The 24,543-nt window shown below is 72.8% G+C and carries 27 protein-coding genes; 18 read left to right on the top strand and 9 right to left on the bottom strand.

All coding sequences use genetic code 11. The features are described from left to right. Nucleotides 1–77: 77 nt before the first annotated feature. The 6 genes from K8W59_RS11610 (at nt 78) to K8W59_RS20195 (ending at nt 4,357) form a co-directional block, all read left to right on the top strand. Nucleotides 78–962: an SIS domain-containing protein gene (locus K8W59_RS11610; RefSeq protein WP_223393995.1), complete on the top strand. Its 885-nt coding sequence runs from the start codon at nt 78–80 to the stop codon at nt 960–962. Continuing rightward, nucleotides 959–1,861, top strand: a complete 903-nt coding sequence (locus K8W59_RS11605) for an ROK family protein (protein ID WP_223393994.1) — start codon at nt 959–961, stop codon at nt 1,859–1,861. Before K8W59_RS11610 ends, K8W59_RS11605 begins: the two co-directional genes overlap by 4 nt. Continuing rightward, nucleotides 1,858–2,787 carry a 1-phosphofructokinase family hexose kinase gene (locus K8W59_RS11600; protein ID WP_223393992.1) on the top strand — a complete coding sequence of 310 codons (930 nt, stop codon included), beginning with the start codon at nt 1,858–1,860 and terminating at the stop codon, nt 2,785–2,787. The genes K8W59_RS11605 and K8W59_RS11600 overlap by 4 nt, the downstream gene beginning before the upstream one ends. After that, the gene (locus tag K8W59_RS11595; protein WP_223393990.1) at nt 2,765–3,622 is read left to right on the top strand and encodes a class II fructose-bisphosphate aldolase; all 858 of its coding nucleotides are present in this window, start codon (nt 2,765–2,767) and stop codon (nt 3,620–3,622) included. Before K8W59_RS11600 ends, K8W59_RS11595 begins: the two co-directional genes overlap by 23 nt. Before the next feature lie 417 nt (nt 3,623–4,039). Then, nucleotides 4,040–4,165 carry a hypothetical protein gene (locus K8W59_RS20200; protein ID WP_263283239.1) on the top strand — a complete coding sequence of 42 codons (126 nt, stop codon included), beginning with the start codon at nt 4,040–4,042 and terminating at the stop codon, nt 4,163–4,165. Between the two features lie 66 nt (nt 4,166–4,231). Further along, nucleotides 4,232–4,357 carry a hypothetical protein gene (locus K8W59_RS20195; RefSeq protein WP_263283239.1) on the top strand — a complete coding sequence of 42 codons (126 nt, stop codon included), beginning with the start codon at nt 4,232–4,234 and terminating at the stop codon, nt 4,355–4,357. On the opposite strand, the gene K8W59_RS11590 is transcribed toward K8W59_RS20195, so the two are convergent. Further along, nucleotides 4,327–5,712, bottom strand: coding sequence for a helix-turn-helix domain-containing protein (locus tag K8W59_RS11590; RefSeq protein ID WP_223393988.1), 1,386 nt, complete (start codon nt 5,710–5,712; stop codon nt 4,327–4,329). The genes K8W59_RS20195 and K8W59_RS11590 overlap by 31 nt on opposite strands. A 116-nt stretch (nt 5,713–5,828) precedes the next feature. Here K8W59_RS11590 and K8W59_RS11585 point away from each other — a divergent pair, with 116 nt between their 5' ends. Genes K8W59_RS11585 through K8W59_RS11560 form a run of 6 tightly spaced genes read left to right on the top strand, consistent with a single transcriptional unit; the run spans nt 5,829 to nt 12,773 of the window. Beyond that, the gene (locus K8W59_RS11585) at nt 5,829–7,361 is read left to right on the top strand and encodes an AMP-binding protein (protein ID WP_223393986.1); all 1,533 of its coding nucleotides are present in this window, start codon (nt 5,829–5,831) and stop codon (nt 7,359–7,361) included. Nucleotides 7,362–7,412: 51 nt separating this feature from the next. After that, a complete protein-coding gene (locus K8W59_RS11580; RefSeq protein WP_223393984.1) occupies nt 7,413–8,444 on the top strand; it encodes an extracellular solute-binding protein in 1,032 nt (343 codons plus the stop codon). Further along, nucleotides 8,441–10,123 (top strand): ABC transporter permease, encoded by a 1,683-nt coding sequence (locus tag K8W59_RS11575; RefSeq protein WP_223393982.1) that lies wholly within the window; start codon nt 8,441–8,443, stop codon nt 10,121–10,123. The genes K8W59_RS11580 and K8W59_RS11575 overlap by 4 nt, the downstream gene beginning before the upstream one ends. Nucleotides 10,124–10,127: 4 nt before the next feature. Further along, nucleotides 10,128–11,273, top strand: a complete 1,146-nt coding sequence (locus tag K8W59_RS11570) for an ABC transporter ATP-binding protein (protein WP_223393980.1) — start codon at nt 10,128–10,130, stop codon at nt 11,271–11,273. Beyond that, nucleotides 11,230–12,516 carry a DUF445 domain-containing protein gene (locus tag K8W59_RS11565; protein ID WP_223393978.1) on the top strand — a complete coding sequence of 429 codons (1,287 nt, stop codon included), beginning with the start codon at nt 11,230–11,232 and terminating at the stop codon, nt 12,514–12,516. The genes K8W59_RS11570 and K8W59_RS11565 overlap by 44 nt, the downstream gene beginning before the upstream one ends. Next, the gene (locus K8W59_RS11560) at nt 12,516–12,773 is read left to right on the top strand and encodes an RNA-binding S4 domain-containing protein (protein ID WP_223393976.1); all 258 of its coding nucleotides are present in this window, start codon (nt 12,516–12,518) and stop codon (nt 12,771–12,773) included. The genes K8W59_RS11565 and K8W59_RS11560 overlap by 1 nt, the downstream gene beginning before the upstream one ends. 5 nt (nt 12,774–12,778) lie before the next feature. Here the strand turns inward: K8W59_RS11560 and K8W59_RS11555 are convergent, their stop codons facing one another. The 6 genes from K8W59_RS11555 to K8W59_RS11530 all read right to left on the bottom strand — a co-directional run bounded on the left by K8W59_RS11555 (nt 12,779) and on the right by K8W59_RS11530 (nt 18,897). Beyond that, the gene (locus K8W59_RS11555) at nt 12,779–13,147 is read right to left on the bottom strand and encodes an FKBP-type peptidyl-prolyl cis-trans isomerase (protein ID WP_223393974.1); all 369 of its coding nucleotides are present in this window, start codon (nt 13,145–13,147) and stop codon (nt 12,779–12,781) included. 66 nt (nt 13,148–13,213) lie between these two features. Then, on the bottom strand, nt 13,214–13,642 hold the full coding sequence (locus K8W59_RS11550) for a CBS domain-containing protein (RefSeq protein WP_223393972.1): 429 nt from the start codon (nt 13,640–13,642) through the stop codon (nt 13,214–13,216). A gap of 30 nt (nt 13,643–13,672) precedes the next feature. Further along, entirely contained in the window at nt 13,673–14,581 is a 909-nt protein-coding gene (locus tag K8W59_RS11545) for an inositol monophosphatase family protein (protein ID WP_223393970.1), read from the bottom strand. A gap of 33 nt (nt 14,582–14,614) precedes the next feature. Next, nucleotides 14,615–15,631, bottom strand: a complete 1,017-nt coding sequence (rsgA, locus tag K8W59_RS11540) for a ribosome small subunit-dependent GTPase A (protein ID WP_223393968.1) — start codon at nt 15,629–15,631, stop codon at nt 14,615–14,617. Then, entirely contained in the window at nt 15,628–16,896 is a 1,269-nt protein-coding gene (aroA, locus tag K8W59_RS11535) for a 3-phosphoshikimate 1-carboxyvinyltransferase (RefSeq protein WP_223393966.1), read from the bottom strand. Before aroA ends, rsgA begins: the two co-directional genes overlap by 4 nt. Before the next feature lie 21 nt (nt 16,897–16,917). After that, nucleotides 16,918–18,897, bottom strand: coding sequence for a sigma-70 family RNA polymerase sigma factor (locus tag K8W59_RS11530; RefSeq protein ID WP_223393964.1), 1,980 nt, complete (start codon nt 18,895–18,897; stop codon nt 16,918–16,920). A gap of 291 nt (nt 18,898–19,188) precedes the next feature. On the opposite strand from K8W59_RS11530, the gene K8W59_RS11525 reads away from it, so the two are divergent. The 6 genes from K8W59_RS11525 to K8W59_RS20390 all read left to right on the top strand — a co-directional run bounded on the left by K8W59_RS11525 (nt 19,189) and on the right by K8W59_RS20390 (nt 22,430). Beyond that, the gene (locus K8W59_RS11525; RefSeq protein WP_223393962.1) at nt 19,189–19,821 is read left to right on the top strand and encodes a hypothetical protein; all 633 of its coding nucleotides are present in this window, start codon (nt 19,189–19,191) and stop codon (nt 19,819–19,821) included. Between the two features lie 23 nt (nt 19,822–19,844). After that, on the top strand, nt 19,845–20,582 hold the full coding sequence (locus K8W59_RS11520; RefSeq protein ID WP_223393960.1) for an SOS response-associated peptidase: 738 nt from the start codon (nt 19,845–19,847) through the stop codon (nt 20,580–20,582). A gap of 31 nt (nt 20,583–20,613) precedes the next feature. Further along, nucleotides 20,614–21,252 carry an alpha/beta hydrolase family protein gene (locus K8W59_RS11515; protein ID WP_223393958.1) on the top strand — a complete coding sequence of 213 codons (639 nt, stop codon included), beginning with the start codon at nt 20,614–20,616 and terminating at the stop codon, nt 21,250–21,252. Between the two features lie 78 nt (nt 21,253–21,330). After that, a complete protein-coding gene (locus K8W59_RS11510) occupies nt 21,331–21,981 on the top strand; it encodes a sigma-70 family RNA polymerase sigma factor (protein ID WP_223393956.1) in 651 nt (216 codons plus the stop codon). After that, nucleotides 21,978–22,259 carry a mycothiol system anti-sigma-R factor gene (gene rsrA / locus K8W59_RS11505; protein ID WP_223393954.1) on the top strand — a complete coding sequence of 94 codons (282 nt, stop codon included), beginning with the start codon at nt 21,978–21,980 and terminating at the stop codon, nt 22,257–22,259. Before K8W59_RS11510 ends, rsrA begins: the two co-directional genes overlap by 4 nt. A 96-nt stretch (nt 22,260–22,355) precedes the next feature. Next, complete coding sequence (locus K8W59_RS20390) at nt 22,356–22,430, top strand: 50S ribosomal protein bL37 (RefSeq protein WP_397196007.1); 75 nt, start codon at nt 22,356–22,358, stop codon at nt 22,428–22,430. A gap of 51 nt (nt 22,431–22,481) precedes the next feature. Here the strand turns inward: K8W59_RS20390 and K8W59_RS11500 are convergent, their stop codons facing one another. Together K8W59_RS11500 and K8W59_RS11495 are read right to left on the bottom strand one after the other, a co-directional pair. After that, nucleotides 22,482–22,856, bottom strand: a complete 375-nt coding sequence (locus tag K8W59_RS11500) for a thioesterase family protein (RefSeq protein ID WP_223393952.1) — start codon at nt 22,854–22,856, stop codon at nt 22,482–22,484. Nucleotides 22,857–22,879: 23 nt separating this feature from the next. Further along, the gene (locus tag K8W59_RS11495) at nt 22,880–24,541 is read right to left on the bottom strand and encodes an acetolactate synthase (RefSeq protein WP_223393950.1); all 1,662 of its coding nucleotides are present in this window, start codon (nt 24,539–24,541) and stop codon (nt 22,880–22,882) included. Nucleotides 24,542–24,543 lie beyond the last annotated feature (2 nt).

The raw sequence follows: 24,543 nt of genomic DNA, 5'->3' as shown, positions 1-24,543 counted from the left end.
GGGGTTGAATGATCAGGTTCATGCATTCTAGGGTGTGCGCGTCGGGCACATCACACCACGTCGAGAAAGGCGCAGCGGTGACCAACCACGTGGACGCTGAGATCCTGAGTCAGCCGGACTGCTGGCGGGAGGCCGCCGCCGTCGCGGCCGAGACCGCCGACCGGCTGCCCCGCCCAGGCGAGCGGGTGGCGGTCGTCGGCTGCGGCACCTCCTGGTTCATCGCGATGGCCTACGCGGCCCTGCGCGAGGCCGGCGGCCACGGCGAGACCGACGCCTTCGCCGCCTCCGAGGCGCCGACCGGGCGGGCCTACGACCGAGTCCTGGCGATCACCCGCTCCGGCACCACCACCGAGGTGCTCCGCTTCCTGGAGGGGGTAGGCGACACCCCGAGCCTCACCCTGACCGGGGTGGCCGGGATGCCGGTGGAGGAGGTCTCGGCCGACACGATCGTGCTCGCCTTCGCCGACGAGGAGTCGGTGGTGCAGACCCGCTTCGCGACCAGCGCCCTGGCCTTCCTCCGGGCCCACCTGGGGGAGGACATCGAGCCCGTCGCCCGCGCCGGCGAGCGGGCCCTCGCGGTCGATGTGGCGCCGTACCTCGACGCGGGCCAGGTCACCTATCTCGGCCGCGGCGCCACCGTGGGTCTGGCCCACGAGGCGGCGCTGAAGGCCCGCGAGGCCGCCCAGTTCTGGTCGGAGTCCTACCCCGCGATGGACTATCGGCACGGTCCGATCTCCATCGCCCAGCCCGGCCGGCTGGTCTGGTGCCTCGGCGAGCCGGTGGACGGCCTGGCCGAGGACGTCGCGGCGACCGGGGCGACCCTGGTGCACCATCCCGACCTTGACCCCCTGGCGCAGCTGGTGGTGGCACAGCGCTTCGCCATCGGCCTGGCCCAGGCTCGCGGCCTGGATCCCGACCGGCCGCGCCACCTCGCTCGCTCCGTCGTCCTCCCCGCGGGGTGAGCACTTCGGTGGTCGGCGCCGTCGACGTCGGCGGGACGACGGTGAAGGCGGGCATCCTCAGCGGGGCCCGCCTCGAGCCGGTCGCGGCCTCCCGCCCGACGCCGTACGGCGCCGACGCCGTGGTCGATGTGATCGTGGACCTCGTCGCGGAGCTCGCAGCATCCGCCGAGCTGGCGGCCGTGGGGGTCGCACTGCCGGGCATCGTCGACGAGGCGACCGGCACCGGGGTGCGATCGGTGAACCTCGGCTGGCGGGAGGTGTCGTTCGGCGACCTGCTGCGGGACCGGCTGGACCTGCCGGTGGCGGTCGGGCACGACGTGCGCGCCGGCGCCCTCGCGGAGTGGCAGGTCGGCGCCGGTCGCGGCTGCGACGATCTGGTCTTCGTGCCGATCGGCACCGGCATCGCCGCCGGCCTGGTGCTCGGCGGCCGGGTCCACCCCGCCGGTGGCTGGGCCGGTGAGCTCGGCCATGTCGACGTTGGTCACGACGAGGCCTGCGCCTGCGGGCGCCGCGGGTGCCTGGAGGCGATCGCGTCCGGCGCGGCGCTCGCCCGACGCCTCGGCGACCGGACGGCGCGGACCGTCGCCGGGGCCGCCGAGGTCGCGGCGCTGGTGCGTCGCGGCGATCGCGACGCCGTGGCCGTGTGGGACGAGGCGCTGGACGCGCTCGCGCTCGCGCTGGACTGGACCATCACCCTGCTCGCCCCCGAGGTCGTGGTGCTCGGCGGGGGCGTAGCCCTGGCCGGAGACGACCTGCTGCGGGACCCGCTCGAGGCGCGCCTGGCCGCGCGGCTGACCTTCCAGCGCCGGCCGCGCCTGGTCCTGGCCGAGCTCGGCGACCGGGCCGGCTGCATCGGCGCGGGGATCCTGGCGCGCGAGCTCATCGGTGCGGGCCGATGATCCTGACCGTCACGCTCAACGCGGCGCTGGACGTCACCTACCCCGTCGCTTCGCTGGTCCCGCACAGCACCCACCGGGTCGAGAGTGCGTCGGCCCGTGCCGGGGGCAAGGGCGTCAACGTCGCCCGCGTGCTGCACGGCGCCGGCGAGCCGGTGCTCGCCACGGGACTGGCCGGAGGCGTCACCGGCGCCGCGATCCGGGCCGACCTGCGGACGGCCGGTGTGCCGGAGGCCCTGGTCTACCTGGCGGGGGAGTCGCGCCGTACCGTCGCCGTAGTCGCCGCGGACACCGGCGACGCCACCCTCTTCAACGAGCCGGGCCCGGAGGTGAGCGACGCGGAGTGGGCCGCGTTCCTGGCTGCGTACGACGACCTGGTCGGCCGCGCCGACGTCGTGGTCTGCTCGGGCAGCCTGCCGCCCGGGGTCGCGACGGACGCCTACGCCGAGCTCGTCACCCGCGCCGGGGACGTCCCGGTCATCGTCGACGCCTCCGGGCCGTCGCTGGTGGCCGCGGCGGCCGCGGGAGCCGCGCTGCTCAAGCCCAACCTGCCGGAGGCGGTCGCGACCACCGGGCAGCAGGACCCCGTCGTCGCGGGCCGGACACTGCGCGACCACGGCGCCGGTGCCGTGGTGGTCTCGGCGGGCGCCGACGGCCTGGTCGCCGTCACCCCGGACGGCTCCTGGCGCGCCACCCCGCCCGCGCCGCTGCCCGGCAACCCCACCGGAGCCGGTGACGCGTCCGTGGCCGCCCTGGCGGCCGGACTTCGCACCGGCATGGACTGGCCCGCGCGGTTGCGCGCGGCCGTCGCCTGGTCCGCCGGTGCGGTGGCCGCACCCCTGGCGGGCGACGTCGACGCCACCACCCGCGACCGCACCGCGGACGCCGTACGAATCAAGGAGATCGATGCCCCTCACACCGACCGGTGACGTCGTATCCGCCGCGCAGCGCGCCCGCTGCGCGGTCGGTGCGTTCAATGTGATCCAGCTGGAGAGCGCCGAGGCGATCGTCCGCGGCGCCGAGTCCGCCGACCTGCCCGTGATCATGCAGATCAGTGAGAACTGCGTGCGCTACCACGGCGCCCTGGCGCCGATCGCCCGCGCGACGCTGGCGATGGCGGAGGCGGCGAAGGTGCCGGTGTCGGTGCACCTGGACCACGCCGAGTGCCCCGAGCTGGTCCACGAGGCGGTCGAGCTGGGGTTCACCTCGGTGATGTACGACGGCGCCCGGCTGGACTACGACGCCAACGTGTCGGCGACCCGCGAGCTGGTGCAGGCCTGCCATGCCGCGGGGGTGTGGGTCGAGGCCGAGCTGGGGGAGATCGGGGGCAAGGAGGGCGCACATGCGCCCGGGGTCCGCACCGATCCCGGCGAGGCCGCCGAGTTCGTCGTCGCCACCGGCGTCGACGCGCTGGCCGTGGCCGTGGGCTCCGAGCACGCGATGCTCACCCGGGACGCCGCCCTGGACCACCGGCTGATCGCCCGGCTGGCGTCGGCCACCCCCGTGCCCCTGGTGTTGCACGGCTCCTCCGGGGTCAGCGACCGCGAGCTCGTGCGGGCCGCCGACGGGGGCATGGCCAAGATCAACGTCTCCACGCATCTGAACAAGGTGTTCACCGGTGCCGTTCGTGAGCATCTGCGCGCGCATCCCCGGGTCGTCGACACCAGGAAGTACCTCGCGCCCGGGCGTGCGGCGATGGCCGACGAGGTGGGTCGGCTGCTCCGCCTGCTCGCCGGCCGAGGACCGAGCTCAGCGCAGCGCTGACGAGACCGGCGCGCCGCCGGACGAAGGGCACATGAGACGAGGGCCCGGACCGTGATGGTCCGGGCCCTCGTGCATCTCTCTTTTCAGGAGTGACGTTCCCGTTCTTGGGGGGGTGGGAAACGTCAAGCTCCCCGCAACCGGGGGGAGGTTGTCACCGCGGGGAGCGTGAGGCCGGAACAAGGGGGACGCCCGGCCTCGTAGGTCACGGGGCACTGGGGTGGCCCGGCGTGACCTGGGGGGATCTGGGGTTGCCATATTCAGTTGACTGAATCCTACTGCCAATCTCGGCAACTTGTCACAGGATTGGGCCGGAAAGGTGCAGAATTCGCCGTGAGCCCTTGTGAAGACCTGGCGATCCCCCCATTTTCCGCCGGCGAGGGCCACACACCCCAACAAGAAACCGAAGGAAGAACCATCATGCGCAAGTTCACGAAGTCCGCTGTTGCCTCGATCGTCCTGGTTGCTGTCGCTGCGCTCGGTGTGCCGGCGAACGCCGCGGCCCCGCAGATCAGCTACCGGACGGGCAACGGCTGGTGCTGCTGACGCTCACGGCGTCGCACCCAACCCCCCTTTGACACCCACCTACCGATTTCCGAAGGAAGAACCATCATGCGCAAGTTCACGAAGTCCGCTGTTGCCTCGATCGTCCTGGTTGCTGTCGCTGCGCTCGGTGTGCCGGCGAACGCCGCTGCCCCGCAGATCAGCTACCGGACCGGCAACGGCTGGTGCTGCTGACGCTGCTTGACCGCGACACGGGAGTAGGAGCCGGCGCGCAGGCCCGAGGCTGCGGCGGCACTGCGGTAGGCCTGTAGCGCCGAATCCTGCTCCCCCATCTGCTCCAGGGCGTCGGCCAGCTCGAACCACTGCTGGCCGGTGAACCGGTCCGCCCCGATGCCGGTGAGCAGGAGGGCGGCCTGCTGCAGGGCAGCGATCGCTTCCTGAGTGCGGCCCTCGGCCGCCAGTGTCTGACCGAGCAGGCTCGACGCCTGGGCGGCCACGTTCGGTGCAGCGTCGAGCGTCTCGTCGTACGCCGTTCGACACAGCTCCTGAGCCTGGGTCATCTCGCCGTCGAGCAGGTTTGCCTCTGCAAGGGCCAGCGTGACGCGAGCGCGGTCGACCGCGCTCGCACCGCTCCAGGCCATCTCGTCGGCCGCCTTCACCAGGCTCTCCCTGGCCGCGCTGGTGTCGTTCGGCTCCAACAGCAGCTGCATCGAGCCCAACTGGGTCCGAAGCACGGCGAGGTTGCGCGCGTCGGATCGCTCGTCGAGCAATGCCAGTGCACGCCTGGCCAGGTCGACGGCCGCGGTGATGTCCCCGCGCTTGTCCTCGATCATGCTGGCGTTCCAGTACGCGGCGGCGCGGGCGCTCGGGGAGTCCAACTTCTCTGCGGTGGCGATCGCGCGGTGGCACACTCGCACCGCCTGGCCGATGTCGCCGCGCTCGAAGTAGGCGGCCGCCATGGTCACCGTCAGCTGGACGGCCTCGTCGCATTCGGCGAGGCCGGCCTCGGCGGTCTCGTCCAGGATCCGCTGGGCGCTGTCGATCGCCTGGCTCAGGTCGCCGGACTCGCGGTAGCAGCGACTGAGCGCGATGCCGACCCTGATCCGCAGCACCCGGTCCGTCGTCGTCTCCAGCAGGTCCTCGAGCTCGATGATCGCCTGGTCGTAGTCTCGCTCGTTCTCCAGCGCCCGGGCGTGCAGGAAGCGAGCTCGGACTGCCAGGGCAATCTCTCGTGCAGACTCGGCGAGTCCGCGCGCCTGCTCGGCGTGCTCCCGGGCCTGCGACACCGAGCCGGTCTCCAGGGCGAGCTCGGCGTAGTCGAGCTGGAGCCGCACCTGCTCGACGGTGCTGCTGCTGGCCACCCCCAGCAACTGGTCGATGCTGACTCCGACGCGCTCGGCGATGGCCTCCAGCACCGAGGGCTTGGGTCGGCGGTGCCCGGACTCGATCCGCGAGACGTAGCCCACGGACATCAGATCGCTCGCCAGCTCGCTCTGTGTCAGGTCGCGCGCGATGCGCGCCGCACGGATGCGCGACCCGAGTTCACCCGGGTCGACGGTCGAGAGCAGCTCAGCGAGACGAGAGTCCATAGAGCGTATTGTGACTCATGCCTGGCGAATTCGGTCAACAACGTCGAGATCGTGGTGGAAATTGTTGACAGGGGCCATGCTGGCATCCAGCCAGTGACTGTCTCAGGAGGCCCTCCATGATCGTCCCCTTCAGTGTCAACGACTTCATCGATCGTGCCGATGCGGTGTACGGCGAGCGCACCGGCATCGTCGACGAGCCTCAGCAGCCCGCCGACGACCTGGGGAGCCTGACCTATGGCGAGGCCCGGGCGCTGGGCCGCCGGATGGCCGCCCGGCTGGACGAGCTCGGCCTGGAGCCGGGCGACCGCGTGGCGATGGTCTCGCACAACAGCGCCCGCCTGCTGATCGCGATGTTCGGCGTCTGCGGCTCCGGGCGGGTGCTGGTCCCCGTCAACTTCCGCCTTCGCCCCGACGAGGTGTCCTACATCGTCGCCCACTCGGGCGCGCGTGTCCTCTACGTCGACCCCGAGCTGGACGAGGCGCTCAAGGACGTGGACTGCGAGCACCGGTTCACCCTCGGGGACGATGCCGACCTCTTCGCCGACGAGGGCGTCGAGCCGCGGGAGTGGGAGCCGGACGAGAACGCCACCGCGACGATCAACTACACCTCGGGCACCACGGCCCGGCCCAAGGGCGTGCAGCTGACCCACCGCAATCTGTGGGTCAACGCCACCACCTTCGCGATGCACGCCGGCCTCACCGACCGCGACGTCTACCTGCACACGCTGCCGATGTTCCATGCCAACGGCTGGGGGATGCCGTTCGCCACGACCGGGCTGGGGATCCCCCAGGTGGTGCTGCGCAAGGTCGACGGCACCGAGATCCTCCGCCGGATCGAGGAGTACGGCGTCACCGTGCTCTGCGCGGCGCCGGCCGTGGTGGCCGCCGTACTCGATGCGCTGCCCTCCTGGGAGGGGGAGATCCCCGGACGGGACCGGGTGCGCATCATCGTCGCGGGAGCCCCGCCGCCCACCGCGACCATCGCCCGCGTGCAGGAGGAGCTCGGCTGGGAGTTCATCCAGATCTACGGCCTCACCGAGACCTCGCCGCTGCTCACCATCAACCGGGGACGGCAGGAGTGGGACGACCTCGAGCCCGAGGAGCTGGCCGCGAAGCTGGTCCGCGCCGGTGCGCCCGCGCTGGGCGTCCGGCTCTCCACCGACGAGAAGGGCGAGGTGCTGGCCCGCTCCAACGTGGTGCTGGAGGGCTACTGGGAGCAGCCGGAGGAGACCGAGCGGACCCTGGCCGACGGCTGGTTCCACACCGGGGACGGCGGCACGATCGGCGACGACGGCTACCTCACGATCAGCGACCGGAAGAAGGACGTGATCATCACCGGCGGGGAGAACGTCTCCTCGATCGAGGTCGAGGACGTCCTCTTCTCCCACCCGGCGGTGGCGGAGGTCGCGGTGATCGGCGTCCCCAGTGAGAAGTGGGGCGAGACGATCAAGGCTCTCGTCGTGCTGGCCGAGGGCAAGCAGGCCACCGAGGAGGAGCTGATCGCCTGGTGCAAGGAGAAGGCGGCGGGCTACAAGGCGCCCACCAGCGTCGAGTTCCGCGACGAGCTCGCTCGCACCGCGACCGGGAAGCTGCAGAAGTTCAAGCTGCGCCAGCCCTACTGGGAGGACCGGGACCGCACGGTCAACTGATCCGCGCACGCCGATGCCGCATGGGGGATAGGTGAGGCTAGCCTTACCCCCATGCCTGCCTCGTCCCGTGCGCGCACGCGCTCCGCCCTCGCCCTCTCCGGTGCCCTTGTCGGCGCCCTGATGCTCAGCAGCTGCGGGGTGATCGGCGGCGATGCCGACCTGCAGGTCTACTCCGCGCGGAAGTACGGCTCGGAGGAGGTCTTCAAGGAGTTCACCGACGAGACCGGGATCTCCGTGGAGTTCATCTTCGACGAGAACGCCGCGCTCCTGGAGCGGATCAAGGCCGAGGGCGCCAACAGTCCGGCGGACGTCTACATGACCGTCGACGCCGGGAACCTGTGGAACGCCGATCAGGAGGGCGTGCTCAAGCCGCTGAACAGCCGCGTGCTGGACGAGGCGGTCCCCGAGGCCGACCGCGCGGCCGACGGCACGTGGTACGGCCTGGCCAAGCGGGCCCGCACCGTCATCTACAACCCCGACGCGGTGGACCCCTCGGAGTTCGACGCCAAGGACACCTACGCCGGCCTGGGGGACCCCAAGTGGCGCGGCCGGATCTGCATGCGGGACACCAGCGAGGCCTACCAGGTCTCCCTGGTCGCGTCTCTCATGGACCTGTACGGCGAGGACCGGGCCCGGGAGATCGTGGAGAGCTGGGTGGCCAACGACGTCGAGATCATGTCCAACGACGTGCTGCTCATCGAGGCGGTCGACGCGGGCACGTGCGACGTCGCGGTCGTCAACCACTACTACCTCGCCCGGGAGCTGGCCGACCGGGACCTCAACGTCGACCTCTACTGGGCCTCGCAGGAGGGGGCCGGCACGCACGTGAACCTCTCCGGCGCCGGCGTGGTGAAGACCTCGGACAACCCGCGGCAGGCGCAGCGGCTGCTGGAGTGGCTGGCCACCGACGGTCAGGAGGCGATGATCGCGGGGAACCATGAGTTCCCGGTGAACCCCGAGGTGCAGCCCGACGAGGAGGCGGCGCAGTTCGGCGACTTCACCGAGATGCCGATCAACGCCGAGGCCTACGGCTCGCTGAACTCCGACGCCGCCGACCTGCTCACGGACGCCGGCTGGAAGTGACCGAGGCCGTCGCGAGCGGGGTCGCGCCCGCCGCCACCGTCCGCCCCGCGCGCCGCTCCCGCGGCCCCGGGCGGCCGCTGTGGTCCGCGGCGGTGCTCGTGTTGGCGGCCGCGGTCGCGGCGCCGGTCGTGACGGTCGTCGTCGAGGCGACCAGGGCCGGTGTGCCGGACTGGCCCGCCGGCCTGGTCCGGATGGTGGTCACCACGGTGCTCCTCATGGGCGGCGTCGCCCTGGGGACCCTCGTCCTCGGGACAGGCCTCGCCTGGCTGGTCACCGCGCACACCTTCCCCGGCCGCGACGTGTGGGTCTGGCTGCTGGTGCTGCCGCTGGCGATGCCGGCCTACATCCTCGGCTTCGTCTTCCTCTCCACCTTCGACGCTGCCGGGGACGTTCAGGTCTGGCTGCGCGACATCCTCCCGTGGTTCGAGGTCTCCGTGCGCGGCCTGGGCGGCTGCATCGTGGTGATGAGCCTGTCGCTGTACCCCTACGTCTACCTGATGGCGCGGGCGGCCTTCACCGAGCAGGCCGCGGGCACCTACGACGCGGCGCGCGTGCTCGGCGCCGGGCGTCGGCGCGCGCTGCGCCGGGTGCTGCTGCCGCTCGCGCGGCCGTCGCTGGCGGCGGGGCTGGCGCTGGTCATGATGGAGGTGCTGACCGACTTCGCGACGGTCCAGTACTTCGGTGTCCGCACCGTCTCGCTGGGCGTCTACACCGTCTGGCGCACCAACTACGACTTCGCCACCGCCGTGCAGCTCTCCGCGCTGGTGCTCATGTTCGCGGTCGCGGTGTTGGCCGCGGAGCGGCTGCTGCGGGGCCGGGCGCGGTTCACCCAGCACGGCCGCGGGAACGGCCTGGTCCGGGAGCCGCTGCGCGGGCTCAAGGGCGTGCTCGCGACCCTCGCCTGTGTCGCGGCGCTCGCGGTCGGGGTCGTCGTACCCCTCCTGCAGCTGGCCTGGTGGGCCGTCTCCACCCTGCGACGGGAGGGATGGGCCTCGGTGGACCCGCGCTTCGGGGAGTACCTGATCAACTCGCTGATGGTGGCGCTGCTCGCGGCGCTGGCCTGCGTCGCCTTCGCTGTGGTGGTCAGCCATGCCCAGCGCATGGGTGGCGGCAGCCTGGTGCGGACGGGGGCGCAGGTCACCACCTTCGGGTACGCCGTCCCGGGGGCGGTCGTCGGCATCGGCGTGCTGCTGCTCCTCACCCAGCTCGACTCCGGCCTGCGCGCGCTGGGCGTCTCCGGGGGCACCGGCCTGTTGGCCACCGGCTCGATCCCGGCGATCCTCTACGCCTACGCGGTCCGGTTCGTCGGTCCCGCCTACCAGGCCGTCGACGCCTCGTTCGCCAAGCTGCCCGCCTCGGTGACCCAGTCGGCGATGGTGCTGGGCTGCTCGCCCCGCCAGGTCCTGACCCGGGTACACCTGCCGCTGGTCCGGCCGGGACTGGCGGTCGCGCTCGTGCTGGTCGCCGTGGACGCGGTGAAGGAGCTGCCGCTGGTGCTGATGCTGCGGCCCTTCGGGTTCACTACCGTGTCCGTGTGGGTCTACGAGCTGGCGAGCGAGAACCTGTGGCGGCTGGCCGCGCTGCCCGCCCTGGTCATCGTCGGGCTGGCCACGGTGCCGGTGGCCCTGCTGTTCCGTCAGGTCCGGGCCGAGGACCGCGCCCGGCGGGGGGAGGGGTGACCTGGTGACGACCCCAGCAGTGCGCCTCGTCGGCGTGCGGAAGGCCTACGGCGAGGCCGTCGCGGCCCGCGAGGTCGACCTGGACATCGCGCCGGCGGAGATCGTCACCGTCATCGGTCCCTCCGGCTGCGGCAAGTCCACCCTGCTCCGGCTGATCGCCGGCCTCGAGCGCCCCGACGGCGGTGCGGTCGAGGTCGCGGGGGAGACGATGGCCGAGGCCGGCAGGTTCGTCCCGCCGGAGCGGCGACGGGTAGGCCTGGTCTTCCAGGACAACGCCCTCTTCCCGCACCTGGACGTCGCCCGCAACGTCGGCTTCGGCCTCGCGGACGAGCCGAGGGCCCGTCGCGAGGAGCGGGTGCGGGAGGTGCTCTCGCTGGTGCGGCTGGAGCACCTGGCCGGGCGGTACCCCCACGAGCTCTCCGGCGGCGAGCAGCAGCGGGTGGCCCTCGCGCGCGCCCTCGCGCCCCGGCCGGCCGTCGTACTCCTGGACGAGCCGTTCTCCTCGCTGGACGAGAACCTGCGGGCTCAGGTGCGGGGCGACCTCGTCGGGATCCTGAGGGAGGCGGGGGTGACGGCGGTGCTGGTCACCCACGACCAGACCGAGGCGCTGGCCGTGGGCGACCGGGTGGTCGTGATGCGCGCCGGGCGGGTCGAGCAGGCGGACACACCGCAGGCGGTGTTCGAGCGGCCGGCGAGCCGGGAGGTCGCCTCGTTCATGGGCGACGCCGACTTCCTTCCCGCCCTGGTGGACCGGGCCCTGCTCACCTGCGAGATCGGCGTCGTGTCCACGGTCCCCGGCTGGGGCAGCGCTGACGCGGTGGAGGTCGTGCTGCGGCCCCACGAGGTGGCGCTCACGCACCCGGACGAGACGACGGGGACGGTCGGGACCGTGGTGGCGGTGGAGTATCACGGCGCGTTCCTGCTGCACACCGTCCAGCTCCCGTCCGGGGCCCGGGTGCGGTCGTGGCAGCCGCACGCGGTGCGTCACCCGGTGGGTGCCGAGGTGGGTGTCGGGGTGGTCCCGGGGCTCACGCCGACACTCCTGCTGGACGGCCACGCGGTGACCGGCCCGCCGTCGCGGGGCGGGGTAGGAAACAATGGCCCCGATGACGACCACCACGCAGCAGCCGATCTCGCTGATCACTCCTGACCCCGAGGCCGACGCGGCCCGCCGCTCCGGCCTGCGGCGGATGCGCACGGTCGCGGTCGGCCTGCTCGTGCTCGCGGCGATCGTCTACGTCGCCACGATCGAGTACTCCTCCTCGCCAGGATTCCTCGGCTACGTCAACGCCGGCGCGGAGGCCTCCATGGTCGGCGCGATGGCCGACTGGTTCGCCGTCACCGCGCTCTTCAAGCACCCGCTCGGCCTGCCCATCCCGCACACCGCGCTGGTGCCGAAGCGCAAGGACGAGCTCGGTCGCGGGCTGGAGGAGTTCGTCGGCGAGAACTTCCTGCAGGAGCAGATCATCCGCGACCGCGTCGCCGCCGCGACGATCCCGCTGCGGGTCGGGGAGTGGCTGAGCGATCCGGCGAACGTACGACGCGTGGTCGACGAGGCCTCCGAGGTGGCGACGATCGGCCTGGGGAAGGTCCGCGACGAGCATGTGCGGGACCTGGTGACCGAGGCCCTGGTGCCGCGGTTCCGGGAGGAGCCGATCGCGCCGCTGCTGGGGGGCCTGCTGGGCGAGGCGGTGCGCGACGGCGTGCACCACGGGCTGGTCGACCTGGCGCTGGACGAGATGCACCGCTGGCTGGTGGCCAACCCCGAGACCTTCGTCGAGATCCTCTCCGAGCGAGCTCCCTGGTGGGCTCCGCCGCGGCTCAACGACGCCGTCACGACCCGGATCCACGTCGAGGCGATCCGCTGGGTGGAGGACATCCGGGACGACCCGCAGCACCACGCCCGCGAGGCGCTGGACTCGATGCTCGGGCAGCTGGCCCACGACCTGCAGTTCGACCCCGCCACCCAGGAACGGGCCGAGCGGCTCAAGGAGCGGGTGCTGGACCACCCGGCCGTCATCGACTCCGCGGTGTCGGTCTGGAACTCGCTGCGCCGCGCACTGCTCGGGTCGCTGCGCGACCCCCGGGGCGCCGTACGCGCGCGCCTGGAGCGGGAGCTGACCGCCTTCGGCGACCGGCTCCGCACCGACGCGGCGCTGCGGGAGCGCCTGGACGCGACCGCGGCCGACATCGCCGTCTTCGCCGTGGAGCGCTACGGCGCCGAGCTCACCACCGTGATCACCCACACCATCGAGCGGTGGGACGGCAAGGAGGCCGCGCGCCGGATCGAGCTGCACGTGGGACGCGACCTGCAGTTCATCCGGATCAACGGCACCATCGTCGGCGGCATCGTCGGCGTCGTCATCCACGCGATCTCGCAGGTGGTGCACTGATGGCCGCCAAGCGAGCGCCGCAGGACGTCCCGATCCGGGACGACTCGATCCGGCTGGGCCAGTTCCTCAAGCTCGCGGGGCTGGTGGACACCGGCGCGGACGCCAAGGACGCCGTCGCGTTCGGTGCCGTGTCGGTCAACGGGGAGACCGAGACCCGTCGCGGGCGGCAGCTGGTCGTCGGCGACGTGGTGGCACTGGGCGAGGAGCAGGCCCGGGTGGCGTCAGGGGACGCCGACGACGTCGACGTCCCCTGGTAGCGGCCTCACTTCACGTCGAGCAGGTCCACCACGAAGATCAGCGTCTCGCCGGGCTTGATCACGCCGCCCGCGCCACGGTCGCCGTACCCCAGCTGCGGGGGGATCACCAGCCGGCGGCGGCCGCCGACCTTCATCCCCTGCACGCCGGTGTCCCAGCCCTCGATGACCTGGCCGACGCCGAGCCGGAACTGCAGCGGGGTGCCGCGGTTGTAGGACGCGTCGAACTCCTCGCCGGTGGAGTGGGCGACGCCGACGTAGTGCACCGAGACGGTCGAGCCGGCCCCGGCCTCCTCGCCGTCACCGACCTCCAGGTCCTCGATCACCAGCTCCTCGGGGGCGTCGCCGACGTGCGGGTCGACCTCGGGCTTGTCCATGCGCTGTCCCTTTCCTCACGACATGCGGTTGTCCCGGCACACGCTAGCGGTCGGCGCTCGCGCGGCTCACTGCTGGTGGACGTAGGAGTCCAGCTGGTCGCGCTCGAACTCCAGCTGGGAGATCCGGTGCTTGACCACGTCGCCGATGGAGATGATGCCGGTCAGCGAACCGCCGGAGACGACCGGCACGTGGCGGATGCGGTGCTCGGTCATGAGGGCCATCAGGTCGTCGAGCTGGGACTCCGGGTCGGCGGTGTGCACCGAGGTGGTCATGATCGTGGAGACCCGCTCCTCGAGGATGTCGCCGTCGCGGAGCCGGCGCACGATGTCGCGCTCGGACACGATGCCGGTGACCTCGGACCCGTCGGAGGACACCACCAGTGCCCCGATGTTGTGCTCGGCCAACAGCCCGAGCAGGTCCCGCACGGTGGCGTCCGGGCTGACCGTGACCACGTCCTGGCTCGACTTGCCCGAGATGACGTCCTGGATGCGCATGCCAACCTCCTCGTCGGGGGACTGGTCAGCCTAGCGAGGAGCGTCCTCGCCCGGAAGGGGACGACGACGCGCGCTCAGGTCGTGGACCGAGCCGGGGGCGCGCGGCGGGTCGTCCGGGTCGTCCTCGCGGGCCTCGGAGCCGCCGAGGAACGCCAGCGCCGCCTCGTGCAGGTGCCCGTTCGACGCCAGCGCGTTCCCGCCGTACGGCCCCTCGGCACCGGCCAGGGAGGTGAACCGGCCGCCCGCCTCGCGCACGATCACGTCCAGGGCCGCCATGTCGTGCAGGGCCAGCTCGGGCTCGGCGGCCAGGTCGACGGCACCCTCGGCCAGCAGCATGTAGGACCAGAAGTCGCCGTAGGCGCGAGTACGCCAGCACCTCCGGGTCAGCGCGAGGAAGTCGTCCAGCCGGCCGCGCTCCTCCCACCCGGACAGGGAGGAGTAGGACAGCGAGGCGTCCTCGAGGCGGCGTACGTCGGAGACCTGGCACTGGGTGGCCTTGAGCAGCGAGCGGCCGGTCCAGGCGCCGTGGCCCTTCGACGCCCACCAGCGGCGCTGGAGCTGGGGCGCGGAGACCACGCCCACGACGACCTCGTCGTCCACCACCAGGCCGATCAGGGTGGCCCAGACCGGCACACCGCGGACGAAGTTCTTCGTGCCGTCGATCGGGTCGACCACCCACCGGCGCTGGGAGTGGCCGGTCGTCCCGGCCTCCTCGCCGGTCACCGCGTCGCGCGAGCGGACCCGGGACAGGGTGCGCCGGATCGCGTCCTCCACGTCGGTGTCCGCATCGGTGACGGGGGAGAGGTCCGGCTTGCTCATCACGTGCAGGTCCAGGGCCTTGAAGCGGCCGGAGGTCAGCGAGTCGGCGTCGTCGGCCAGCAGGTGCGCGAGACGCAGGTCGTCGGTGTAGTCCGGCGCGCGGCTGCTGGAGATGGGCATGCAGGACAGGTTAGGGGACGCGCGCCGCCGCGCTCACCAGGACGTGCTGTCGTAGCGGGCCGCGAGCAGCCGGCGGAAGGAGTCCACCCGCTCCGGGTCGGCGTCGCCCCGGGCCACGGCCGCATCGAGGCCGCACTCGGGCTCTTCCGCGGTGTGCGTGCAGCCGCGCGGACACTCCGCGGTCATCGCCTCCAGGTCGGGGAAGGTCTCGATCAGGTCCTCCGGCTGCACGTGGGCCAGGCCGAAGGAGCGGATGCCCGGGGTGTCCACGATCGCGCCGTCGTCGTCCGGGAGCGGGATCATCACCGCGTTGGTCGAGGTGTGCCGCCCTCGGCCGGTGACGGCGTTGACGCTGCCGGTGTCGCGACCGGCGTCGGGGACCAGCGCGTTGACCAGCGTCGACTTGCCCACGCCGCTGTGGCCCAGGAGCACCGAGACATGCCCGCGGAGCCGGTCGCGCAGCGCCGCCACGTCCTCCTCGCGGGGTTCGCCCGTCTCGGGGTCGCGCCCGGTCACCAGCCAGGGCACGCCCAGCGAGCGGTAGGTGGCCAGCAGGTCGTCCGGCGAGGCCAGGTCGGCCTTGGTGAGCACCAGGATCGGCTCCATCCCCGACACGTAGGCCGCCACCAGGGCGCGGTCGATCAGCCGGGGGCGCGGCTCGGGGTCGGCGAGCGCCGTCACGACGACCAGCTGGTCGGCGTTGGCCACGATGATCCGCTCGACGGGGTCGTCGTCGTCCGCCGTACGCCGGAGGACGGTGCTGCGGTCGACCACCTCGACGATCCGCGCCAGCGTGCCGTCGTCGCCGGAGGTGTCGCCGACCACGCGCACCCGGTCGCCGACCACGACGCCCTTGCGGCCGAGGGGACGCGACTTCATCGCCATCACCCGCCGCCCGTCCAGGTCGAGGGTGAAGCGGCCGCGATCCACGGTGACGACGACGGCCTCCTCGGCGTCGTCGTAGGACGGCCGGTCCTTCGTGCGGGGGCGGGTACGGCGCCGCGGGCGCTCGTAGTGCTCCTGGTCGTGCTCGGTGTAGCGCGGGCTCACGCGCTCACGCCCACCAGGTCTGCCCAGAAGCCGGCGAAGTCCGGGAAGGTCTTCGCCGTGGTGTCCACGTTCTCCACCGCCACGTCGTCCACGGCGGCGCCGACCACGACGCCGGCGTGCGCCATGCGGTGGTCGGCGTAGGTGTGGAACAGGCCGCCGTGCAGCCGCGCCGGCCGCAGGCTCAGCCCGTCGTCGGTCTCGGTGACGTCCGCGCCCAGGCCGCCGAGCTCGCGCGCCAGCGCCGCCAGCCGGTCGGTCTCGTGGTGCCGGATGTGCGCGACGCCGCGCAGCTGCGAGGGGCTCTCGGCGAGCGCGGCCAGGGCCGCGACGACGGGGGTGAGCTCACCGACGTCGTGCAGGTCCACGTCGAGCCCCTGGAGCCGCTCGGGCCCCTGCACTCGGAGCCCGTCGTCGGACAGCTCCACGCTGCAGCCCATGGCCGCGAGGATCTCCCGCAGCGCGTCGCCGGCCTGCGTGGTGCTCCGCGGCCAGTCCCGCACCAGCACCCGCCCACCGGTCACGGCCGCCAGGGCGAGGAACGGCGCGGCGTTGGAGAGATCTGGCTCGATGACCCGGTCCACGGGGGCGATCGGCCCGGGAGCGACGTACCACCGGTTCGCGTCGGCGTCCTCCACGTGCACGCCGTGCTCGCGCAGCATCGCCACGGTCATCTCGATGTGCCGCAGGGACGGCACCGGCTTGCCGTCGTGACGTACGTCGACCCCCTGGTCGTAGCGCGCGCCGGCCAGCAGCAGCGCCGAGACGAACTGGGAGGAGGCACTCGCGTCGATGACCACCCGGCCGCCGCGCATCCGGCCGGTGCCGTGGATGGTGAACGGAAGGGCCTCGCCGGCCACGTCCGCGCCGAGCTCGCGCAGCGCGTCGAGCACCTGGCCGACGGGTCGGTTGCGCATGTGGGGGTCGCCGTCGAAGTGCACGGGACCGGTCGCCAGTGCGGCGACCGGCGGAACGAAGCGCATCACGGTGCCCGCCAGTCCGCAGTCGACGGTGGCGTCACCGCGCAGTGGACCCGGGGTGATCTCCCAGTCCTCACCGTCGGCCCGTACGCCGACGCCCAGCCCCCGTAGCCCTGCGACCATCAGCGTGGTGTCGCGGGAGTGGAGGGGACGCATCAGGGTCGAGGGTCCGTCGGCGATCGCGGCCAACAGCAGGGCGCGGTTGGTCTGCGACTTGCTGCCCGGGAGGCTGACGGCGGTGTCGATCGGCTCGCGGACGCGAGGGGCTGGCCAGGGGTCGGCGGTCACGCGCAGGAGCCTACCGACGGCTCACGGTGCGGTCGTGCCGGTCGTCTCCGACGGCGCCTCGTCGGTGCTCCCGGACGGCTCGGTCGCCGGAGCCTCGGACGGTGCGGGGGCCGGCTGGGACGTCGCGGAGGGCTCCACGCTCGGCCCGGGCTCGGGCGTCGCCGAGGGTGCAGGCGTCGTCGAGGGTGCAGGCGTCGTGGCCTCGCCGGTGTCGTCGGCTGTGTCGTCCGACGTGGGGGCGGGCGTCACCGCCGGCGACGTGGGCTCGGCGGGCTGCGCGGGCGCGGAGTCCGTCCTCGTCGGAGTGGCGGTCGACTCCGAGTCGGCTGGGCGCTCCAGGCTGACCGGAGATGTCCCGACCGGGACGACGGCCCAGTTGTTGACCGGCTGGTCGTCGACGGTGTCGTCAGGGGGGACCGCCTCGATCGCCACGGTCCCGAGGGCGACCCCCGAGAGCAGCCGGAGCTTCAGGTTGAAGTCCGAGCCGGGGAGGTCGCAGAGATAGGCTCCGCTTGTCTCGGGCAGGCAGTCATGGCCCTGGGCGCTGATGAACTCCAACCCCAGCAGCCAGATGCGCACCCGGGCGCCCGCATCCTCGAACCCGGTGACGGACCCGGTGACGTCGTAGTTCGCCCCGTTGGGCGTCACGCTGATCGACGCCGGGTCGATCCCGACGTCGGCCGTGGTCGGCTCGCCGGGCGGCTCCTCGGTGCCCGGGTCCTCGCCGCCGGGCGGCTCCTCGGTGCCCGGGTCCTCGCTGCCGGGCGGCTCCTGGGTGCCGGGGGTCCCGCTGCCGGGCGGCTCGGTGACCGGATCCGGGCTGTCGACCACGTCGTCGCCGGCCGGGCCGGGCTCATCCGGCGACGGTGCTTCCGCGGCGGGCGGCGCGAGGTCAACCGGCTCGGCAGCGACCTCCTCGGCATCGGCCGGCGGGAGCACACGCTGGGGCGGAGCGACCACGATGCGCTCGCGCACCGGTGCGGGCGACCGATTCGTCTCGGGCCTCGCCGCGGCCCCGGAGGACGCGGAACTGGAGGGCCCGACCGCGGTCGTCGCCGGCGCCGGGCCGGAGTCGCGGGCCAGTACGGCGGCGCCGATGACCACCGCGGCCGCCGCGGCGGTCACACCGGCTGCGGTCGTGACCGCGGCCCCCTGCGAGAGGGCGCCGTCGCGCAGCCGGTCGACGAACAGCAGCAACCCGGACTTCGAGGCGCCGCCGGCCACGGCGGCGTAGGAGAGGCCGCTTGCGCCCAGCAGCAACGGGGCGATGATGCCGGCCAGGTTGGAGTTGACCTCGGTGAGCTCGAGGTAGATCGCCATGCACTTGCGGCACTCGTCGAGGTGCTGCTCGATCTTGACGCCGTCGCGCCGCGCGGTCCCACCCCGGACGTAGGCACCCAGGTGCTGGTGCACCCAGCGGCAGGTGTCTTCCTCCAGCTCCTGGGCGTGCTGGTTCAAGAACGCCTGGCGCAGCCCCTCGCGGGCGCGGTAGGCGAGGGCCGAGACGGAGTTGGCGCTCATCCCGAGCAGGGGCGCGATGTCGGCGGGCTTCTGCCCCTCGACCTCGGTGTGCCACAGCACCAGCTGCCACCGCTCCGGGAGCGAGGCGAAGGCCCGGGCGGCGGCCGCGTTCTCGAACCCCGACACCGCGGTGTCCTCGAACGGGATCCCGGGGTCGAACTTCTCCAGGTCGTCGGTGGAGTGCAGCCGCTGCGTCGCCCGGATCCGGTCCACGTGGAGGCGGCGTACGGCGGTGAGCAGGTAGGCGCGGAAGGCGACGTCGGGCCCTCCGCCCCGCTGCAGCACCGTCAGCACCTTCGCGAAGCCGTCGGAGACCAGGTCGTCGACGTCGCTGGCCGGCGCGATCTGCCGGGCCAGCCGTCGTGCGGCGTCGACATGGCGGGCGAAGAGCTGGCCGTAGGCGTCGACGTCGCCCCCGCGGACCGCCGAGATCAACTCGGCGTCGGCAGGTGCGTCGGTCGGGGCCAGCGTGTTGCTCATCGGCAAGGGTGACGATCGGGTCGGGGACACATGACGCAGCGCGCGGGTCGCGCCAGCACCCAATATAGAGCGTCTGGGCCGGGACATAGCCGAAAGTTTCAAGTCGATCGCGTCATGCGCCGCCCGGTGGCCCGTCCCAGTGGTGTTCGACCGATCGATGAGAGGGGTGCCGCCGTGGGTTTCTTCGCAACCCGCTCTCGACCGACGCCCCCGCGCCCTGAGTCCAGGGGGGAGCTGTCCGCGCGGGCACGCATGGGGATTCCGCCGCGATTCCAGGCAGTAGGAGAGGCCTTGGTCTCCGGACGCGGATCGGTCGAGGCATGCGCGGTCCTGGGCCACCAGTTGGCCCAGGACGGCGCATCCCTGGACGAGTCCATCGAGGGGCTGCGGCTGACCACCGCGGCCGTCACCGGGGGCGACCCCGGCTTCGAGGAGCTGCGTGCGCTCTCGGTCGCCTGGAGCGAGGCGACGCTGGGCTTCCTGCACCAGGTCTCCTGCCAGGAGCCCCTCACCGGGCTGGCCACCCTGGCGCACGTCCGTGCCCGGCTCTCCGAGCTGCACCGGCAGGGCCAGCTGACGGGCGCGCCGCCGATGCGCGAGGCCTTCGCGCTGGTGGTGGTGGAGCTCCAAGAGTCCGGCGCGCTGCTGCGCCCGGACTCGGAGGACACCTGGGCGCGCTCGATGCGGATGGCGGCCCTGGGCAAGGTGGCCCGCACCGTCTTCGCGGGGGAGGAGACGATCGGGCGCCTCGGTCTGCGCAGGATCGTCGTGATCGCGGCGCGCGACCAGCGTCTCGGGCGTCGCGTGGCGCTGGTGCGCACCCTGGCCGGGGTCGACGAGGGCGGCGTACGCGTGTGGATCGAAGGCCTCCCGGTGACCGACGAGGCGACCACCGCCCTCGTCGACGAGCTCGCCCGCAGCTGACGCCGCGGCCGTAGGCTGACCCCATGTGTGGTCGCTACGCCTCGAGTCGCCGGCCCGAGGACCTGATCGAGGAGTTCGAGGTCGTCGAGTCGCCGGTGGCCGCGCCGTTGGCGCCCGACTTCAACGTCGCGCCGACCAAGGAGGTGTACGCCGTCCTCGAGCGCCCTCCGAAGGACGACCGGCCGGTCGAGCGACAGCTGCGCGTGCTGACCTGGGGCCTGGTGCCGTCCTGGGCCAAGGACCCCTCCATCGGCAACCGGATGATCAACGCCCGGATGGAGACGGTCGCGGAGAAGCCGGCCTACCGCAAGGCCTTCGCGTCGCGGCGCTGCCTGCTGCCCGCCGACGGCTACTACGAGTGGTACGCCACCGACGAGCTCACCGCGAAGGGCAAGCCCCGCAAGCAGCCGTTCTTCATCCGCCCGACCGACGGGGGCGTGCTGGCGATGGCCGGTCTCTACGAGATCTGGCGCGACCCCGACCGTGCCGACGACGACCCCGCGCGGTTCCGCTGGAGCTGCACGATCATCACCACCGACGCCGAGGACGACCTCGGCCGGATCCACGACCGGATGCCGCTGATGGTCCCCCGGGAGCGGTGGCAGGACTGGCTGGACCCGACCGTGACCGCCGGCCCCGACCTCCTCGGCCTCCTGGAGCCGGCCGCGCCCGGCCGGCTGGAGGCCTACCCGGTGTCCACGCTGGTCAGCAACGTGCGCAACAACGGGCCCGAGCTGGTCGAACCGCTGCCGATCGACTGATGGCGACACCGACGGCTGGCAGGATGCTCCCGTGAGTCGAGAGCGCACGGTGGCCACGCCCCACGGACCAGGCCGGCTGATCACCCACCAGGCGTCGCACCCGGTGGCGAGCCTGCTGCTGAGCCACGGCGCCGGGAACGGCGTGGAGACCGCCGACCTGCAGGCGCTGGCGCAGCGCCTCCCCCGGCAGGGCGTGTCGGTCGTGCTGTTCGAGCAGCCCTGGAAGGTCGCGGGACGCAAGGTCGCGACCCCGCCGGCCACCCTGGACGAGGGTCTGATCGCCGCGGCCTCGGCCATGCGGATGCGCGTCCCGCTCGTGGTGGGAGGGCGCTCCGCGGGTGCCCGTTCGGCGGCCCGCTGTGCCCGCGGCCTCGGCGCCAGCGGATGCCTGGCCGTCTCCTTCCCCCTCCACCCTCCGGGCCGCCCGGAGAGGAGCCGGGTCGACGAGCTGCTCGGTGCCCGACTGCCGACCCTGGTCGTGCAGGGCGAGCGCGACGCGATGGGGCGTCCCGAGGAGTTCCCGCCCGGGACCGACCTGGCCGTCGTACCCGGCGCCGACCACGGGATGAAGGTCGCCAAGACGGCGGGGGTGACGCAGGAGGAGGCTCTCGGCATCTTGGTGGAGGCCGTCCTGGAGTGGACGGTGCGCGAGGTGGTCGGGAACAAGTGACCACCTACGGGTGTTGTCGCTGTCGTGCTTGCCCTCATGGATCGCCCCGCCCCCAGTGTGTCGATAGGGTGGGACGCGATGACTGAATCGCCCACTGACGCGCTCGGCGCCGCCGTGAACGACGAGGTGGTGGACGTCGAGTCCGAGACGCCCGAGCAGCGCGCGGCCCGCTTCGAGCGGGACGCGATGCCGTTCCTGGATCAGCTCTACTCCGCGGCGATGCGGATGACCCGCAACCCTGCGGACGCCGAGGACCTGGTCCAGGAGACCTTCGCCAAGGCGTACGGCTCCTTCCACCAGTTCAAGCCCGGCACCAACCTCAAGGCCTGGCTCTACCGCATCCTCACCAACACGTTCATCAACACCTATCGCAAGAAGCAGCGCCAGCCGCAGCAGTCGATGGGCGAGGACGTCGAGGACTGGCAGCTCCACCGCGCCGAGTCCCACAGCTCCACCGGCCTGAAGTCCGCGGAGACCGAGGCCCTGGAGCACCTGCCCGACTCGCAGGTCAAGGACGCGCTGCAGCGGCTCCCGGAGGAGTTCCGGCTCGCGGTCTACCTCGCCGACGTCGAGGGCTTCGCCTACAAGGAGATCGCGGAGATCATGGGGACGCCGATCGGGACCGTGATGTCCCGGCTGCACCGCGGCCGCCGCCAGCTCCGCGACATGCTCAACGACTACGCAGCCGTGCGCTCGGGCGCCTCGGAGGACCCGGGGGTGCAGGCATGAGCAGCCTGGAGCAGCCGCACGAGTGTGTGGACTTCGTCGAGCAGATCGTCTACCTGATCGACAACGAGCTCGACGACGACGACGTGGTGGTGGTGCGTCGCCACCTGCAGGAGTGCGGCCCGTGCCTGGAGCGGTACGACGTCCAGAAGGCCGTCAAGGCTCTGGTGGCCCGCTCGTGCGCCGAGTCCGCGCCGCCGGAGCTGCGCGACCGGATCCGGCTCGCGATCAGCAAGGTCCAGGTGACCTGGTCCGAGACCGAGGCCCCCTCGGCGGACTGAGCCGAATTTCGCCCCCGGACCTGGATCTGGGATCATGAGCCCACGACCCCCGCGGACGCGCTCCCTGCGCGACGCGGACAGCCGAGGAGGAACACCATGGGCAAGACCGGCCGCAAGCGCCGCGCGCGTCGCAAGAACAGCGCGAACCACGGCAAGCGCCCCAACAGCTGACGCTGCGCGTCGAAGCCCCCGCCACGTGCGGGGGCTTTCGTGTGTCCGGGGTCAGAGCCTGCTCAGGAACCGCTCGGCGTCGACCACGACCCGGGTGATCTCGGCCGTGCCCACGAGCCTCCCGTCCTGCGAGGCACCTACGGTGAAGCGGTGCAGCCGACCGTCGACGTAGGCGACCGAGGCCGTCACCTCCACGCTCGCCCCGACCGGCGAGGCGGCGCTGTGCTCCAGCTGGACCCGGGTGCCGACCGAGGTCGACCCCGCGGGCAGGGTCGGGTCGAGCGCGGCGACCGTGGTCGCCTCGCACCAGGCCAGCAGGCGCGGGGTGCCGAGCACCGGCAGCGAGCCCGAGCCCAGCGCCTCGGCGGTGTCGTCGTCGCCCACCGTGAACCGGAGGGTGGCCGAGAGGTCTGCCGTGTCGCTCATCCCAGCACGCTAGCCGACGCCGGTCAGACGCCCATGCTCTGCCGCGGGTAGGCCGCCTCGACGTCGGTGATGACGTTGACCAGGTAGGGCACGCCCGCGGCGAAGGCCCGGTCGAGGGCGGGGCCGATCTGCCGCGGGTCGGTGACCTGCTCGCCGGCCCCGCCGAGCGCCCGGACGACGTCCTCGTACGGCGTGCGCTGGCCGAGGTCCGCGATCACGTCGTAGCCGTAGAGCATCTGCATCGGCCCCTTCTCCAGGGCCCAGGCGGAGTTGTTGCCCATCACCATCACGACCGGCAGGCCGTGGCGGACCAGGGTGTCGACGTCCATCAGCGAGAAGCCCGCGGCGCCGTCGCCGAGCAGCAGCACGACCTGCGCCGACGGACGGGCCAGCCGGGCCGCGATCGCCGCGCCCAGGCCGGCGCCGAGGCAGCCGTAGGGGCCCGGGTCCAGCCAGCCGCCGGGCCGCCGAGGCTCGACGTACTTCCCGGCGAAGGAGACGAAGTCGCCGCCGTCGCCGATGACCACCGCGTCGTCGGCCAGCCGGGTCGCCAGCTCGCCGTAGATCCGGGCGGGATGGATCGGCTCGGCATCGGAGGCGAGCAACTCGCGGTCCGTGGCCACCGTCGCGCGCACGGTGTCCTGCAGCTCGCTCGCCCACCCGGCCCAGTCGGGTCGGGGGCCGCGCTCCAGGGCGGCCAGGAGACCGTCGAACACCTCGGTGAGGTCGCCCGACGCCGAGGCGGCCAGCTCGGCGTGGGTCGAGACCTGGTCCGGGGCGTCGGCGATGTGGACCACCTCGGCCGGCGTGGCGCCGTCCTTGCCGCCGAACGAGCCGTAGCCGAGGCGGAAGTCCAACGGGGTGCCGACGACGACCACCAGGTCGGCGCCGTTGAAGGCGGCGCCTCGAGCCCGGCTGACCAGCAGCGGGTGGCCGGCCGGGACGATGCCGCGCCCCATGCCGTTGGTGATCGCCGGGATGCCGGTCTCGTCGACGAAGCGGAGGGCGGCCTCCTCGGCTCGGTCGGCCCACACGTCGGTGCCGAGCACGAGCACGGGGTGCCGGGCCTGCGCGAGCAGCGTGGCGATCCGGCCCAGCGCGTCGGGGTCGGGGCTGTGTGGTGCCGGCGAGGAGGGCGCGGGCGCGGCACCGGGCGCCTGGTCGAACAGGGTGTCCATGGGGACGTCGACGAAGGCCGGTCCCCGGTGCGAGCTGCCCGCCACCGTGAACGCCTCGTCGATCCCCGGGCCGACGTCGGCCGGCGTCATCAGCGTGCGGGCCAGTTTGGAGACCGGCGCGAAGATCGGCGGCTGGTCCAGCTCCTGCAGGGCGCCCGTTCCCCACCGGCCCTGAGGGGAGCGGCCGCCCAGGAGAACCATCGGCGACCCCGCGAACCGCGCCTGGGCCACCGCGGAGACGGCGTTCGTCACGCCGGGGCCGGCGGTGAGGACCGCGAAGCCGGGGGTCCGGGTGAGTTTGCCGGTCGCCTCGGCCGCGAACGCGGCGGTCTGCTCGTGCCGGACGTCCAGCAGCCTCATCGGGGGCTCGGCGCGCACGGCGCCGTCGTACAACGGGAAGACGTGCGCGCCCGACAGGGTGAAGATGGTCTCCACGCCGTGGGAGCGGGCGATCGCCACGGACAGGTCCCCGGCGTGCCCGGCGGTCTCGGCGTTCTCGGAGGTCATGG

It is taken from the genome of Nocardioides rotundus (assembly GCF_019931675.1).
Taxonomy (GTDB): domain Bacteria; phylum Actinomycetota; class Actinomycetes; order Propionibacteriales; family Nocardioidaceae; genus Nocardioides; species Nocardioides rotundus.
This window is presented reverse-complemented; position numbering and strand designations above follow the sequence as displayed.

Bases quoted from the DNA above. Each gene is read 5' to 3' on its own strand.
- K8W59_RS11565 (WP_223393978.1), top strand. From the start codon at position 11,230: ATGACGACCACCACGCAGCAGCCGATCTCGCTGATCACTCCTGACCCC.
- K8W59_RS11595 (WP_223393990.1), top strand. From the start codon at position 2,765: ATGCCCCTCACACCGACCGGTGACGTCGTATCCGCCGCGCAGCGCGCC.
- K8W59_RS11520 (WP_223393960.1), top strand. From the start codon at position 19,845: ATGTGTGGTCGCTACGCCTCGAGTCGCCGGCCCGAGGACCTGATCGAG.
- K8W59_RS20195 (WP_263283239.1), top strand. From the start codon at position 4,232: ATGCGCAAGTTCACGAAGTCCGCTGTTGCCTCGATCGTCCTGGTTGCT.
- K8W59_RS11530 (WP_223393964.1), bottom strand. From the start codon at position 18,897: ATGAGCAACACGCTGGCCCCGACCGACGCACCTGCCGACGCCGAGTTG.
- K8W59_RS11550 (WP_223393972.1), bottom strand. From the start codon at position 13,642: ATGCGCATCCAGGACGTCATCTCGGGCAAGTCGAGCCAGGACGTGGTC.
- rsrA (WP_223393954.1), top strand. From the start codon at position 21,978: ATGAGCAGCCTGGAGCAGCCGCACGAGTGTGTGGACTTCGTCGAGCAG.
- K8W59_RS11580 (WP_223393984.1), top strand. From the start codon at position 7,413: ATGCCTGCCTCGTCCCGTGCGCGCACGCGCTCCGCCCTCGCCCTCTCC.
- K8W59_RS20200 (WP_263283239.1), top strand. From the start codon at position 4,040: ATGCGCAAGTTCACGAAGTCCGCTGTTGCCTCGATCGTCCTGGTTGCT.
- K8W59_RS11500 (WP_223393952.1), bottom strand. From the start codon at position 22,856: ATGAGCGACACGGCAGACCTCTCGGCCACCCTCCGGTTCACGGTGGGC.
- K8W59_RS11600 (WP_223393992.1), top strand. From the start codon at position 1,858: ATGATCCTGACCGTCACGCTCAACGCGGCGCTGGACGTCACCTACCCC.
- K8W59_RS11495 (WP_223393950.1), bottom strand. From the start codon at position 24,541: ATGACCTCCGAGAACGCCGAGACCGCCGGGCACGCCGGGGACCTGTCC.
- K8W59_RS11585 (WP_223393986.1), top strand. From the start codon at position 5,829: ATGATCGTCCCCTTCAGTGTCAACGACTTCATCGATCGTGCCGATGCG.
- K8W59_RS11590 (WP_223393988.1), bottom strand. From the start codon at position 5,712: ATGGACTCTCGTCTCGCTGAGCTGCTCTCGACCGTCGACCCGGGTGAA.
- K8W59_RS11545 (WP_223393970.1), bottom strand. From the start codon at position 14,581: ATGCCCATCTCCAGCAGCCGCGCGCCGGACTACACCGACGACCTGCGT.
- K8W59_RS11555 (WP_223393974.1), bottom strand. From the start codon at position 13,147: ATGGACAAGCCCGAGGTCGACCCGCACGTCGGCGACGCCCCCGAGGAG.
- K8W59_RS11560 (WP_223393976.1), top strand. From the start codon at position 12,516: ATGGCCGCCAAGCGAGCGCCGCAGGACGTCCCGATCCGGGACGACTCG.
- K8W59_RS11510 (WP_223393956.1), top strand. From the start codon at position 21,331: ATGACTGAATCGCCCACTGACGCGCTCGGCGCCGCCGTGAACGACGAG.